11 protein-coding genes are annotated in these 13,613 nt (G+C 55.8%); 8 read left to right on the top strand and 3 right to left on the bottom strand.

Translation table 11 applies throughout. The features are described 5' to 3' along the window. Positions 1-150 precede the first annotated feature (150 nt). The 7 genes from napF (at position 151) to AC6I8N_RS14700 (ending at position 6,604) form a co-directional block, all read left to right on the top strand. Positions 151-624, top strand: coding sequence for a ferredoxin-type protein NapF (gene napF, locus AC6I8N_RS14730; RefSeq protein WP_497829365.1), 474 nt, complete (start codon positions 151-153; stop codon positions 622-624). Then, positions 611-895 carry a chaperone NapD gene (locus AC6I8N_RS14725; RefSeq protein WP_497829364.1) on the top strand — a complete coding sequence of 95 codons (285 nt, stop codon included), beginning with the start codon at positions 611-613 and terminating at the stop codon, positions 893-895. The genes napF and AC6I8N_RS14725 overlap by 14 nt, the downstream gene beginning before the upstream one ends. Continuing rightward, positions 886-3,372 (top strand): nitrate reductase catalytic subunit NapA, encoded by a 2,487-nt coding sequence (napA, locus tag AC6I8N_RS14720; RefSeq protein WP_497829363.1) that lies wholly within the window; start codon positions 886-888, stop codon positions 3,370-3,372. Before AC6I8N_RS14725 ends, napA begins: the two co-directional genes overlap by 10 nt. An 11-nt stretch (positions 3,373-3,383) precedes the next feature. Continuing rightward, positions 3,384-3,815 (top strand): nitrate reductase cytochrome c-type subunit, encoded by a 432-nt coding sequence (napB, locus tag AC6I8N_RS14715; RefSeq protein ID WP_021184286.1) that lies wholly within the window; start codon positions 3,384-3,386, stop codon positions 3,813-3,815. Beyond that, positions 3,812-4,396, top strand: coding sequence for a cytochrome c-type protein NapC (napC, locus tag AC6I8N_RS14710; protein WP_208723851.1), 585 nt, complete (start codon positions 3,812-3,814; stop codon positions 4,394-4,396). The genes napB and napC overlap by 4 nt, the downstream gene beginning before the upstream one ends. A 156-nt stretch (positions 4,397-4,552) precedes the next feature. Then, positions 4,553-5,131, top strand: coding sequence for a GDP-mannose pyrophosphatase NudK (gene nudK / locus AC6I8N_RS14705; protein WP_497829362.1), 579 nt, complete (start codon positions 4,553-4,555; stop codon positions 5,129-5,131). A 399-nt stretch (positions 5,132-5,530) separates the two neighbouring features. Then, positions 5,531-6,604 carry a DUF1176 domain-containing protein gene (locus tag AC6I8N_RS14700; RefSeq protein WP_497829361.1) on the top strand — a complete coding sequence of 358 codons (1,074 nt, stop codon included), beginning with the start codon at positions 5,531-5,533 and terminating at the stop codon, positions 6,602-6,604. Here the strand turns inward: AC6I8N_RS14700 and ampH are convergent. From ampH to tal, 3 genes are all read right to left on the bottom strand, one after another. Then, the gene (gene ampH, locus AC6I8N_RS14695) at positions 6,601-7,770 is read right to left on the bottom strand and encodes a D-alanyl-D-alanine-carboxypeptidase/endopeptidase AmpH (protein WP_208723855.1); all 1,170 of its coding nucleotides are present in this window, start codon (positions 7,768-7,770) and stop codon (positions 6,601-6,603) included. The two genes, AC6I8N_RS14700 and ampH, sit on opposite strands and share 4 nt — an antisense overlap. Positions 7,771-7,906: 136 nt before the next feature. After that, positions 7,907-9,907, bottom strand: a complete 2,001-nt coding sequence (tkt, locus tag AC6I8N_RS14690; protein ID WP_497829360.1) for a transketolase — start codon at positions 9,905-9,907, stop codon at positions 7,907-7,909. A gap of 68 nt (positions 9,908-9,975) precedes the next feature. Beyond that, entirely contained in the window at positions 9,976-10,926 is a 951-nt protein-coding gene (tal, locus tag AC6I8N_RS14685; protein WP_497829359.1) for a transaldolase, read from the bottom strand. A 363-nt stretch (positions 10,927-11,289) separates the two neighbouring features. On the opposite strand from tal, the gene maeB reads away from it, so the two are divergent. Continuing rightward, a complete protein-coding gene (gene maeB, locus AC6I8N_RS14680) occupies positions 11,290-13,569 on the top strand; it encodes an NADP-dependent oxaloacetate-decarboxylating malate dehydrogenase (RefSeq protein WP_021184278.1) in 2,280 nt (759 codons plus the stop codon). Positions 13,570-13,613: the final 44 nt, after the last annotated feature.

The raw sequence follows: 13,613 nt of genomic DNA, 5'->3' as shown, positions 1-13,613 counted from the left end.
GCCGCGTTTTTTCTGGCACCTGGACCCGTCTGATCACCATCTGCTCCCCCCTTGATCCCACTCCGGGAATTACTCCTTTCGGGTGATATAGCCCTCCATTATGTCAGGTTATTTTAAGCCCTAATTTCTAACCCGGATTAAGGTGTACCGATGGGGCTGTCACGACGCCAATTCTTCACCGGACAGCGTAAAGCTGTCACGGGGGCAATTGCATTGCCGTGGTGGCGCCATCAGACCGGGTGTGACGGTTGTGGCAACTGCGTAACCGCCTGCGAAACGCAGATTGTGCAGCTTGCGCCAGGTGCGGTACCGCAGATCGATTTTCAACGGGGTGAGTGTACCTTCTGCGCCGCCTGCGCCGATGTCTGCCCACAGGCGCTGTTTTATCCGCGCGAGCAGCAGCCGTGGCAGCAACGTATCCGCATCAGCCGTGATTGCATCACCTTTCAGGGGGTGAATTGTCGCAGTTGTCAGGAAAGTTGTGATCAGCAGGCCATCGTTTTTCGCCTTACTGCCAACGGTATCGCACAACCCGAAACCACGCCGCAGCATTGCACCGGTTGTGGTGCGTGCATCGCGCCTTGCCCGGTTTCAGCCACAGGATTACATCATGAACTCGAATAACAGTTGGCACGTCTGTGGCCTGGTGATTCAGGCGCGACCGGCGGCTTGTGCTGCGGTCACGCAGGAGCTACTGACCTGGGCCGACAGCGACATCGCCGCTCAAGACGCCGCACGCGGCACCCTGGCAGTCACGTTGGGCGCGTCCGATAGCGCCACGCTGCTTAGCAACATTGAAGCCACGCGCAATATCCCAGGCGTGTTGGCGGTATCGCTGGTGTATCACCAGCAGGACGAATTTGAAGAACTTGCCAAGGAAACCTCATGCAACTGAGTCGTCGTGATTTTATGAAAGCCAATGCGGCGGCGGCAGCTGCAACCGCTGCGGGATTAGTCATCCCTACCGTTACCAAAGCCGCCACGGCATTGGCGGCACCGATTCGTTGGGAAAAAGCGCCCTGTCGCTTTTGCGGAACGGGCTGCGGCGTGCTGGTGGGCACTCAGGATGGTCGTGTGGTTGCTTCACAGGGCGATCCGCAGGCGGAGGTGAACCGTGGCCTGAACTGCATTAAAGGCTATTTTCTGCCCAAAATTATGTACGGCAAGGACCGTCTGACCCAGCCGCTATTGCGGATGACCGAAGGGCGTTTCGACAAAAATGGCACATTCACGCCGATTAGCTGGGAACAGGCGTTCGACATCATGGAGGAGAAGTTTAAGGCTGCGCTTAAGGCCAACGGACCGGAATCCATTGGTATGTTCGGTTCTGGCCAGTGGACCTTGTGGGAAGGTTACGCGGCCTCCAAGCTGATGAAAGCCGGTTTCCGCAGTAATAACCTCGATCCCAATGCGCGTCACTGCATGGCGTCGGCGGTGGTTGGGTTTATGCGTACCTTTGGCATGGATGAACCGATGGGCTGCTATGACGATATCGAGCAGGCTGATGCTTTTGTGTTGTGGGGATCGAACATGGCCGAGATGCACCCGATTCTCTGGTCCCGTATCACGGCGCGTCGTCTCAGCAATGAAAACGTCAAAGTTGCCGTGCTGTCGACCTATCGCCATCGCAGCTTTGAGCTGGCGGATAACGGCATGGTGTTCGTGCCTCAGACCGATCTGGTGATCCTCAACTTTATCGCCAACTACATCATTCAGAACGGCAAGGTGGATAAAACCTTCCTGGAAAACCACGTCACGCTGCGTCAGGGTGCGACTGACATCGGTTATGGTTTGCGTCCGACCGACCCGCGTCAGGCGAAGGCGAAAAATCCGGACAGCGATGCTTCGACACCAATCAGTTTCGACGAGTACGCGAAGTTTGTCGCGGAGTATACGCTGGAAAAAGCCAGTGCCATGAGCGGTGTCGAGCAAGATCAACTGGTGAAACTGGCCGAGTTGTATGCCGATCCCAACATCAAGGTGGTGTCGTACTGGACGATGGGTTTCAACCAACATACGCGTGGCGTGTGGGCCAATAATCTGGTCTACAACCTGCACTTGCTGACCGGCAAAATTTCACGCCCTGGTACCGGCCCCTTCTCTCTGACCGGGCAACCCTCAGCCTGTGGTACGGCGCGTGAAGTAGGGACGTTTTCCCATCGTTTGCCTGCCGATATGGTGGTGACTAACGACAAGCATCGCGCGCTGGCAGAAAAACTGTGGAAGTTGCCGTCCGGCACCATCCCGGCCAAACCGGGCTACCACGCAGTGGCGCAGGACCGCGCGCTGAAAGACGGCAAAATCAATGCCTACTGGTCGATGTGCAACAACAATATGCAGGCCGGACCGAACCTGACACAGGAACGTATGCCGGGTTGGCGCGATGAGCGCAACTTTGTAGTGGTGTCGGATCCCTATCCGACCGTCAGCGCGCTCTCAGCCGACCTGATTTTGCCCACCGCTATGTGGGTGGAAAAAGAGGGTGCCTATGGCAATGCTGAACGCCGCACCCAGTTTTGGCATCAGCAAGTCAAAGCGCCTGGGGACGCCAAATCCGATCTGTGGCAACTGGTGAACTTTTCGAAGCGATTCCGCGTGGCGGAAGTTTGGCCGGAGGCATTGATCGCCCAACAGCCGGAGCTACGTGACAAAACCCTCTACGACGTGTTGTTTGCCAATGGCCAGGTTAACCAATTCCCGCTGAGTGAGGTCGCCGACGACCAACTGAACGATGATGCCCGTGCTTTCGGCTTCTATCTGCAAAAAGGATTGTTCGAAGAGTACGCCAGTTTTGGTCGTGGTCACGGCCACGATTTGGCACCGTTCGACACTTATCATCAGGCGCGTGGTTTGCGCTGGCCGGTGGTTGACGGCAAAGAGACGCGCTGGCGTTATCGCGAAGGTCATGACAGCTACGTCAAAGCAGGCGAGGGCGTGCGCTTCTACGGCAAACCAGACGGCAAAGCGACCATTTTTGCCCTGCCGTACGAGCCGCCTGCTGAATCACCGGATGCGGAATACGATCTGTGGTTCTGTACCGGCCGCGTGCTGGAACACTGGCATACCGGCACCATGACGCGCCGTGTGCCGGAGCTGCATCGCGCGGTGCCGCAGGCGTTGCTGTATATCCATCCGCTGGATGCCAAAGCGCGTGGTCTGCGTCGGGGCGAGAAAGTGCGCGTGGTTTCCCGCCGGGGTGAAGCGATGGCCACCGTCGAAACGCGTGGCCGTAATCAGCCACCGCAGGGGTTGGTGTTTTCACCGTTCTTCGATGCCGGGGTGCTGGTCAACAACGTCACGCTGGATGCCACCGACCCGCTTTCGAAACAGACCGATTATAAAAAATGCGCCGTTAAGCTGGTGAAAATTTAAGGCAGGATGCAATGAAACCTCTTATCACACTTCTTACATTGGCTGCCCTGACATTGGGCGGCGCGGTCTGGGCCGATAACGGCGTGGACTTGCAACAGTCACCGGAGGTGACGGCCACGCAGCAGGGCACGATCCATCAGCCCAAAGAGCAGAGCCGCAAGCCGCTGAACTATGTCAATCAACCACCGGTGATCCCGCATAGCGTTGATGGCTACCAGGTGACGAAAAACGTTAACCGCTGCCTGCAATGCCACGGTACGCAAAGTTACCTCACCACCGGTGCGCCCCGCGTCAGTCCAACACACTTTACCGATCGTGATGGCCTGGTCAGCAGTACGGTTTCACCGCGCCGCTATTTTTGTCTGCAATGCCATGTGCCGCAGACCGATGCCAAACCGGTGGTGGAAAACACCTTCCGTCCGGCTGAGGGCTTTGGTCAATGAAGCAGATGATTCTCCGCATCTGGCGCTGGTGGCGTCGTCCCAGCCGCCTGGCGCTTGGCACGTTGCTGCTGATTGGTTTCGCCGGAGGCATCATTTTCTGGGGCGGATTTAATACCGGCCTGGAGATGACCAACCGCGAGCAATTCTGTATCGGTTGCCATGAAATGCGTAACAACGTCTATCAGGAATATATGCAGACGGTGCACTACAACAACCGCAGCGGCGTGCGTGCGACCTGCCCGGATTGCCATGTGCCACACGAGTGGGGGCCAAAAATGTGGCGTAAGTTACAGGCCAGCAAAGAGGTGTATGCCAAGGTGTTCGGCATTGTCGACACGCCAGAAAAGTTTGAGGAAAAGCGGCTTGAACTGGCGCAAAACGAATGGCGCAGGATGAAGAACAACAATTCGCAAGCCTGCCGTAACTGCCATAACTTTGAATATATGGATTTTACCGCGCAGAAGACGGTCGCGGCGAAGATGCACACCAAAGCGGTGGAGGAAGGCAAAACCTGTATCGACTGCCATAAAGGGATTGCGCATCACCTGCCAGATATGAAAGAGGAAAAGAACGGATTTTGATGTTTACAGCGCGGTAAACCGCGCCGCTACGACAAAGGTGCGTAGCGGCGCAATTTATTGCGCTCTTTTGTTCTCTGTGACAAACAATTCAGATAGTTTTCCCCGCCATAACGTTTTACTCTTTCAGGCTCCCTCAAAATTTGCAGTGGAGTGGTCATGCCGTTAAAGATCAATATCATCAAAGACAAGTTGCTGTCAGAAAACTGGTTTGTGCTGCGCAACTTTACCTACGAACTTACCCGCAACAATGGTGAAGTGCTGCGTCACAAACGTGAAGTCTACGACCGTGGCAACGGCGCAACCATCCTGCTCTACAACCGTGAAAAAAATAGCGTGGTGCTGACGCGCCAATTCCGTATTGCCACCTACCTGAACGGTAATGAGAGTGGCGAGCTGATTGAGGCCTGCGCGGGCCTGCTGGACGACGATACGCCTGAAGACTGCATCCGTAAGGAAGCGATTGAGGAAACCGGTTATCAGGTGGGTAAAGTGGAAAAACTCTGGGAAGCCTATATGTCACCAGGGGGCGTTACCGAGATTCTGCACTTCTTCGCTGCTGAATACAGCGAAGCTCAACGTGCGAACAAAGGCGGCGGTGTTGAAGACGAAGAAATTACCGTGCTCGAACTGGCGTTTCCTGAAGCGCTGGCGATGGTGAAAAATGGTCGTATCCGTGATGGTAAGACCATTATGTTACTGCAACATGCGCAGCTGGTGGGCTGGCTACGGGCCTGATGCAGACGGTTTCTGTAGTGGCGCAATTTATTGCAAGATTCCTCGCACGGCGTCGGGAAAAAACACGGTAAATCGTGTCGCTACAGCTTAAAGACCGTCTACACATAATTTATCCTCTTCTATGTCGATAATGTGACGCTTTCTCGACTCCAGACAATCTCTCTCATAATCCCTGACCGTGTGCCGGGCTGGCTGGCGCATTGTGCGACAAATCCGATTGAGCGCGCGGCGTTGGACAAGGATGATGACCCCTCGCACCACCCGCACAGATCGCTCCCAGGCGACGTCTTTTTCGGCAGTTAGTACCGCTTTTAGGGCCAGCTCACAGATTAGGCCCGGTGTCAGCGCTGCCACTGCGCTATCATCTTCTCTCTAAGATTTTGGGGATCGGTTTTCTTAATGTCGTATTGGATGAAATCGCTGCTTTTATTGCTTTTTCTGTTTGCTGCGGGAGTGCAGGCGGATCCACTGCAAAAGTCATTTTCTGACTGGCAGCTGACCTGCAACAATGCGGCTTTTTGCGTAGCGCGCAGTTTTCCTGGTGATAATGGCCTGGTCATGACCCTCTCCCGTCATGCGGGTGTCGATGATCGTCCTTTGCTGCGCATTGATTATGGCAGCGCTTACACTGGTGAACTTCCCGGTGCGTCCTTACAGGACAATCTGTTGCTCGATCAGCGTCTGTTGAAACCCGATCTCAAACACTGGAGCGTGGAACCACATCATCTCGCTACCAGCAATCCCATCGCCATTGATGAGTTTCTGGCACAAACGCTGGACGCGGATACCCTCCAGCTCACCTGGCAGGCCAAAGCAGCCGTTTCATTGCACGGGATGAAAGCGGCGTTGCTGCTGATGGATGAGGTGCAGGGCAGGGTGAACGGTTTGAGTGCCTGGGTAAAGCGCGGCGATCGTGTGGTATGGGATGTACCGCCGCAGCCAGCGTTACCCCGGTTGCCTGCGCCTTTGCCGCAGCCTGCGCCACTCACCCATGACGAAGCCAGTGGGTTGATCGACTATGGTACCTGGCGCATCAATACCGACAGTTGTTCACTCGATCCGATGCGGCGTGAAGTGAGCGTCGCGCCGCTCACCGACGATAAAGCGTTGCTGCTGGTGAGCTGTGAAACCGGGGCGTATAACGTGATTGATCTGGCCTTTGAAGTTACACGTAGTCAACCCTATGTGGCGCGCGGTCTGACGCTGACCTTACCCTTCACACCAGCGTCACGCAGTGATAATCAACTGGAGTTGGTGAATGCCGAATACGATGCCAGCAGCGGCTTCCTTTATACCTTTAGCAAGGGGCGTGGCCTGGGGGATTGCGGCATCGCTACGCGCTGGCAGTTTGATGGCAATGAATTTGTGCTGGCGGAGTATGCGGAAGAGAAGACCTGTGATGCCTGGCACAGCAGCGATGACTGGCCAACCTTGTGGGTCAGCCAGTCGGAGTCGGCACCGCAATCGCGTTAACGGATTGCCTGTACCATCATCGGTGAGCCATTCTGGTTACCCACCAGTTCGGCCAGCAGATCATTGACGCCATCGCTCATCGGCGTAAAGCGGGTTAGCGGCGAGCGCGTCACCACCACAAACACCCCGACATTTTGCTGCGGTATCATCGCCATATAGGTTATGAACCCACCCGCGCCACCGGTTTTCTGAATAATGCCTGGGCGACCGTTTTTCGGCCCCATATAGACCCAGCCCATACCCAGCGCATCGGCACGTCCGGGGACATCCATCCCTTCCACTTTATTCAACTGGTCACGGCGATAAATCAGCGTTTGCAGACGATCGATTTGCGGCGTGCGCTTGTTGACGGCGGAGTTGAGGAACTGTTGCATCCAGCGGCCCATATCGTCCGGCGTTGAATAGACGCCGCCGCTGCCAATCGCTGCGAGGGTGTTGTTACACGGACTGGCACCTTTTTCAGCAATCATCAGACGCTTGCATTGATCTGGCGAGGGGGTATAGGTGGTGTCCTTCATCCCCAGTGGACGGGTGATCAACTGCTGGAACAGAGCTGGATAGGGTTGACCGCTTGCTTTCGCCAGCGCATCGCCCAGCAGGTCATAACCGAGGTTGGAGTAGGCTGCATTGGTACCTGGTGCCGCTTTCAGCGCAGCACGCGACAGCCACTGCCAGCGATCACTTCGGGTTGGCCAGACAAACACCGGACGATGCGGTTTGCCACCGGGCTGCTCACGCGGCAGACCACTGGTATGGGTCGAAAGATTAATCAGGCGAATCGGTTGGCCGTTGAAGTTTGGCACACGCACGCCCGCTGGTGCGTATTTGCTTAAAGGATCGTCGAGGCGAATCTGACCACGCTCCGCCATTTTCACCATCACTTCGCTGGTCATCAGCTTGCTGAGCGAGGCAATACGAATCACCGAGTCTTGCTGTGGCCGGGTGTTGTTGCCGGGGCTGGTTTCGCCGAAGCTGGCGAAAACACGCTGGTTGCCATCAATCGCCACCAGTGCCATGCCAACGGCACCGCTGCCGTAAAAGATATGTTCAGCGTAACGATCAACGATTTGTGAAGCGAGCAGGGGGTCTGGAGACGCCTGCGCCATGCTTTTTAACGGAAGCAGCGAAACCAGTAAGCTCAGTAAAAAGGGTGTACGTTTTTTCAACGGGAAAGCGTCCGCCAGGCTAATTAAAGGAACGTCTTATAGTAATCAGTTTGCGAGGGGCGGAAAGAGGTCAAGTAAGATTTTTTTCTGTTTCAGGCTGTGATCAAAAACGGCCCCACAGCGGGGGCCGGGTCAATTAGTGCGGCTTGAGTAAGGCTTCGGTATGGCTGACGATATTTTCCACAGTAAAGCCAAATTCCGGGAACAGTTTACCGGCTGGTGCCGACTCACCAAAGGTGGTCATGCCGACGATGGATCCGTCAAGGCCAACATACTTGAACCAGTAATCGGTAATACCGGCTTCCACCGCCACGCGTGCCTTAACGGCAGAAGGCAGCACCGATTCACGATAAGCCGCATCTTGTTTATCGAACACGTCGGTGCAGGGCAGGGATACCACGCGGATACGATGACCATCCGCCGTCAGTTTATCCGCTGCACCAAGAGCGATTTCGATTTCCGAACCGGTGGCGATGATGATCGCTTCCGGCGTGCCGTCGCAATCCTGCAATACATAACCACCCCGCGCGATATCTGCAACCTGCGCAGGGGTGCGTTCCGGTTGCAGTAAATTCTGACGCGACAGAATCAGCGCGGTTGGGCCGTGCTGACGTTCCACCGCCGCCTTCCACGCCACCGCCGTTTCTACCTGGTCGCACGGACGCCACACGCTCATATTCGGCGTGACGCGCAGGCTGGCGAGTTGTTCCACCGGCTGATGCGTCGGGCCATCTTCCCCCAAACCAATCGAGTCGTGGGTGTAGACCAGCACCTGACGCGCCTTCATCAATGCCGCCATGCGCACCGCGTTGCGTGCGTATTCGACAAACATCAGGAAGGTGGCGGTATAAGGCAAAAAGCCGCCGTGATTGGCAATACCGTTGCCGATCGCCGTCATACCAAACTCGCGCACTCCGTAATGAATATAGTTACCGGCAATATCCTCTTTGATCGATTTAGAACCGGACCAGATAGTGAGATTGCTGGGGGCCAGATCGGCAGATCCCCCAAGGAATTCCGGTAACAGCTTGCCAAACACTTCGAGGGTATTTTGCGATGCTTTACGGCTGGCAATTTTCTGTGGATTTGCCTGGAGTTGTTCAACAAACGCCTGAACCTCACTTTGCCAGTTAGCGGGCAACTCACCGCTCAGGCGACGTGTGAACTCTTTCGCCAGATCGGGATGCGCCGATGTATAGGCCGCCAGTTTTTCGTCCCACGCTTTTTCGCGCGCGGCCCCGGCTTCTTTGGCATCCCACTGCTGATAAATCTCTTTTGGGATCTCAAACGCCGGAGAGTTCCAGCCCAGTTGTTTACGCGCCAGCGCCACTTCCGCTTCGCCGAGCGCGGCACCGTGCGACTCCTCTTTACCGGCCTTATTGGGCGAGCCAAAGCCAATGATGGTGCGACAGATAATCAGCGAGGGTTTGTCGGTGACGCTCTGCGCCTCTTTGATAGCGTTGCTGACGGCGGTCGGATCATGGCCGTCAATGTCGCCAATCACATGCCAGTTGTAGGCTTCAAAGCGTTTGTGGGTATCGTCGGTAAACCAGCCTTCGGTTTCACCGTCGATGGAAATGCCGTTGTGATCGTAAAAACCGATCAGCTTGCCAAGTCCAAGGGTACCCGCCAGCGAGCAGGCTTCGTGAGAAATCCCTTCCATCAGGCAGCCATCACCCATAAACACGTAGGTGTAATGGTCGATGATCTCATGCCCCGGCTGGTTAAATTGTGCCGCCAGCGTGCGTTCGGAAATCGCCATCCCCACGGCATTCGCCAGCCCCTGACCGAGTGGTCCGGTGGTGGTTTCTACCCCTGCGGTATAACCCAGCTCCGGGTGTCCCGGCGTTTTCGAATGTAGCTGACGGAAGTTTTTCAATTCCTCCATCGGCAGGTCATAACCGGTGAGATGCAGCAGGCTGTAAAGCAGCATCGAGGCATGGCCGTTGGAGAGAATGAAACGGTCGCGATCGGGCCAGTGCGGGTTGGTCGGGTTATGTTTGAGAAAATCGCGCCACAGCACTTCGGCGATATCCGCCATGCCCATCGGGGCACCCGGATGGCCGGAATTTGCTTTTTGTACGGCGTCCATGCTCAGGGCACGAATCGCATTAGCCAACTCTCTGCGTGAAGACATAGGGTTCTCCCTTGTGATTTGGCAAAAAGGACGGGCAAGACGCCCGTCCGGGATGAGGTGATGGTCGGTCAGAGGCGAGCAGCCAGCACGTCCTCCAGTTTTTGCTGGTCAATGGCAAACTGACGGATCCCATCGGACAGTTTTTCTACCGCCATCGGATCCTGATTATGTTCCCAGCGGAACTCCGCTTCAGACAGCGGCGCAGGCTGATGGAAGCCTTCGGTTGACGGTTCCAGCTTACGTTCCACTGGCGCATTGCTGTTGGCCAGTTCTTCCAGCAGATTTGGCGAGATGGTCAGTCGGTCGCAACCCGCCAGCGCCAGAATCTGCTCCACTTTACGGAAGCTGGCACCCATGATGACGGTGTTGTAGCGATGCTTTTTGTAATAATCGTAGATGCGACGCACGGACTTCACGCCCGGATCTTCATCTGCCACATACGGGTCGAGCGGTTTACGGCTGTTGTACCAGTCATAAATACGACCAACGAACGGGGAGATCAGGAACACACCCGCTTCGGCGCAGGCGCGGGCCTGAGCGAAGGAGAACAGCAGCGTCAGGTTGCAATGGATGCCGTTTTTCTCCAGCTCCTCGGCAGCGCGGATGCCTTCCCAGGTTGATGCCAGTTTGATCAGGATACGCGAACGGTCAATGCCGTTCTCTTCGTACAACCGCACCAGTTTTTCGGCTTTGGTAACACACATGCCCCGATCGAAAGAGAGGCGCGCATCCACTTCGGTCGAGACACGGCCTGGTACGCTTTTCAGAATTTCCATACCGAGGTTGATCGCCACTTTGTCGCTGGCGTTGATGATCTGCGTTTCTTTACTGCCGCCCTGTTTTTTTGCGTAGTCGATGGCGTCATCAATCAGGTGTTTGTAGGCGTCAAGTCCGGCGGCTTTGAGGATTAATGAGGGGTTGGTCGTGGCGTCTTCCGGGTGGTATTGGCGAATGGATTCAATATCGCCACTGTCCGCCACCACGGTGGTGAACTGTTTTAATGCATCGAGCTGGTTCATCGCTTAACTCCTTGATTAGCAATCATTATGGCAAATAGAAAACCTCAGGCAGCTTTGGCCTTATTACGCCATTTCCAGGTGAGTACCGGTCCAACACATTGCTACAGACGTCAGGTGAAGAAAATGCGTTTTCTCTGATTGTGACGCTGGGGCGCCCACTGCGCGCGCTTGTGATTAGGGGCCAGCCTGAGATGACAGCTGCGCGTTTTACCACCACTAAGCATAGCAGTCTGTGACCGGGGCGTTGATCTGGCTGTGGCAATCTGTGCCCTTGTAAACCGCGTATTCTTTGAGCGCCTTCACCCTCTTTTGGGCGGTTGATTTCTATACTGAACGCTCTTTCTCCGCGCAACAGGATGCCCAATGGACGATCAACTGAAGCAAAGCGCTCTCGATTTTCACCAGTATCCCACCCCCGGAAAAATTCAGGTGTCACCCACCAAGCCGCTGGCGACGCAGCGTGATTTGGCCCTGGCCTATTCACCCGGCGTGGCAGCTCCGTGCCTTGAAATTGCCGTGGACCCTCTGGCGGCACATAAATACACCGCACGAGGCAACCTGGTGGCGGTGATCTCTAACGGCACTGCGGTGCTTGGTCTCGGCAATATCGGCGCGCTGGCGGGGAAGCCGGTGATGGAGGGCAAGGGCGTGTTGTTTAAGAAGTTTGCCGGGATAGACGTGTTCGATATCGAAATCGACGAACACGACCCGGATAAACTGATTGAGGTGATTGCCGCGCTGGAACCGACTTTTGGCGGCATTAACCTTGAAGATATCAAAGCGCCGGAGTGCTTCTACATCGAGCAGAAGCTGCGCGAACGTATGAAAATCCCGGTGTTCCACGACGATCAGCACGGCACCGCCATTATCTGTACCGCTGCGGTGCTGAACGGATTGCAGATTGTGAAAAAAGCCATCTCCGATGTGCGGCTGGTGGTCTCGGGAGCGGGCGCTTCAGCCATCGCCTGTCTGAACCTGCTGGTAGCGCTGGGGATGCAGCGTCACAACATCGTGGCCTGCGATTCCAAAGGCGTGATTTGGCGTGGTCGTGATGCCGAGATGGCAGAAACCAAAGCGCTGTATGCCATCGAGGACAACGGTAAACGCACGCTGGAGGAGGTGATTGCCGGCGCGGATATTTTTCTTGGCTGCTCCGGGCCGCAGGTGCTGACGCCGGAAATGGTCAGCCAGATGGCAAAAGATCCCCTGATTCTGGCGCTGGCAAACCCGGAACCTGAAATCATGCCGCCCTTAGCCAAGGCGGTGCGGCCCGATGCCATCATCTGCACCGGACGTTCGGATTTCCCTAATCAGGTCAATAACGTGCTGTGTTTCCCGTTTATCTTCCGTGGCGCTCTTGATGTCGGGGCTACCGCGATCAACGAGGAGATGAAACTGGCGGCGGTGCACGCCATTGCGGCGCTGGCGCAGGCGGAGCAAAGCGATGTGGTGGCGTCGGCCTATGATGATCAGGATCTGAGTTTTGGCCCGGAATATCTGATCCCCAAACCTTTTGATCCGCGTCTGATTGTGCAGATTGCGCCTGCGGTGGCGCAAGCCGCGATGAAATCTGGCGTCGCCACGCGACCGATTGAGGACTTCGATGCCTATCGCGAGAAACTCACCGAGTTTGTCTATAAAACCAACCTGTTTATGAAACCGATTTTCTCGCAGGCACGCAAAGAGCCGAAACGGGTGGTGCTGGCGGAAGGAGAAGAAGTGCGGGTGCTGCATGCCACTCAGGAACTGGTGACGCTCGGACTGGCGAAACCCATTCTGATCGGTCGTCCTAACGTAATCGCCATGCGCCTGCAAAAGCAGGGACTGAAAATCGAAGCCGGAAAAGATTTTGAGGTGGTGAACAACGAATCCGACCCGCGTTTTAAAGCCTACTGGAGCGAGTATTACCAGATTATGAAACGGCGTGGCGTTACGCCGGAGATGGCACAGCGTGCGGTGATAGGCAATCCTACCCTGATTGGGGCGATCATGGTCCATCGTGGTGAAGCCGATGCGATGATTTGCGGCACCGTTGGCGATTATCATGAACATTACGAAGTGATTGAGAAGGTGTTTGGCTTCCGTCCTGATGTACGCGTCGCCGGGGCGATGAACGCGCTATTGCTGCCGAGCGGCAACACCTTTATTACCGACACCTACGTCAACGAAGATCCGACACCAGAACAACTGGCAGATATTACCTTGATGGCTGCGGAGACGGTGCGACGCTTTGGTATCGAACCGCGTGTGGCGCTGCTGTCGCACTCCAGCTTTGGCACCTCGAATGCGCCGGGCGCGCGCAAAATGCGTGAAGCGCTGGCATTGATTCAGCAGCGTGCGCCGGAACTGGAGATTGACGGAGAAATGCACGGCGATGCGGCGCTGGTGGAAAATATCCGCCGGGAATTGATGCCGGACAGCCCGTTAAAAGGCACTGCCAATCTGTTGATTATGCCAAATGTTGAAGCGGCGCGTATCAGCTACAACCTGCTGCGCGTCTCCTGTTCGGAGGGGGTGACGGTTGGCCCGGTGTTGATGGGTATCAGCAAACCGGTACATGTATTAACACGTATCGCTTCGGTGCGACGCATCGTCAATATGGTGGCGCTGGCGGTGGTGGAGGCGCAGACCGAGCCGTTGTGAGATCGTAGCGGCGCGATTTATCGCGCAGGTTTAAAACGCGCGCG

Source organism: Pantoea sp. X-Soil-TKNS-1279, from assembly GCF_059730565.1.
This window is presented reverse-complemented; position numbering and strand designations above follow the sequence as displayed.

Excerpts from the sequence above, each read along its gene's own strand:
- napF (WP_497829365.1), top strand. The coding sequence starts at position 151 with ATGGGGCTGTCACGACGCCAATTCTTCACCGGACAGCGTAAAGCTGTC.
- AC6I8N_RS14725 (WP_497829364.1), top strand. The coding sequence starts at position 611 with ATGAACTCGAATAACAGTTGGCACGTCTGTGGCCTGGTGATTCAGGCG.
- napA (WP_497829363.1), top strand. The coding sequence starts at position 886 with ATGCAACTGAGTCGTCGTGATTTTATGAAAGCCAATGCGGCGGCGGCA.
- napB (WP_021184286.1), top strand. The coding sequence starts at position 3,384 with ATGAAACCTCTTATCACACTTCTTACATTGGCTGCCCTGACATTGGGC.
- napC (WP_208723851.1), top strand. The coding sequence starts at position 3,812 with ATGAAGCAGATGATTCTCCGCATCTGGCGCTGGTGGCGTCGTCCCAGC.
- nudK (WP_497829362.1), top strand. The coding sequence starts at position 4,553 with ATGCCGTTAAAGATCAATATCATCAAAGACAAGTTGCTGTCAGAAAAC.
- AC6I8N_RS14700 (WP_497829361.1), top strand. The coding sequence starts at position 5,531 with ATGTCGTATTGGATGAAATCGCTGCTTTTATTGCTTTTTCTGTTTGCT.
- tkt (WP_497829360.1), bottom strand. The coding sequence starts at position 9,907 with ATGTCTTCACGCAGAGAGTTGGCTAATGCGATTCGTGCCCTGAGCATG.
- tal (WP_497829359.1), bottom strand. The coding sequence starts at position 10,926 with ATGAACCAGCTCGATGCATTAAAACAGTTCACCACCGTGGTGGCGGAC.
- maeB (WP_021184278.1), top strand. The coding sequence starts at position 11,290 with ATGGACGATCAACTGAAGCAAAGCGCTCTCGATTTTCACCAGTATCCC.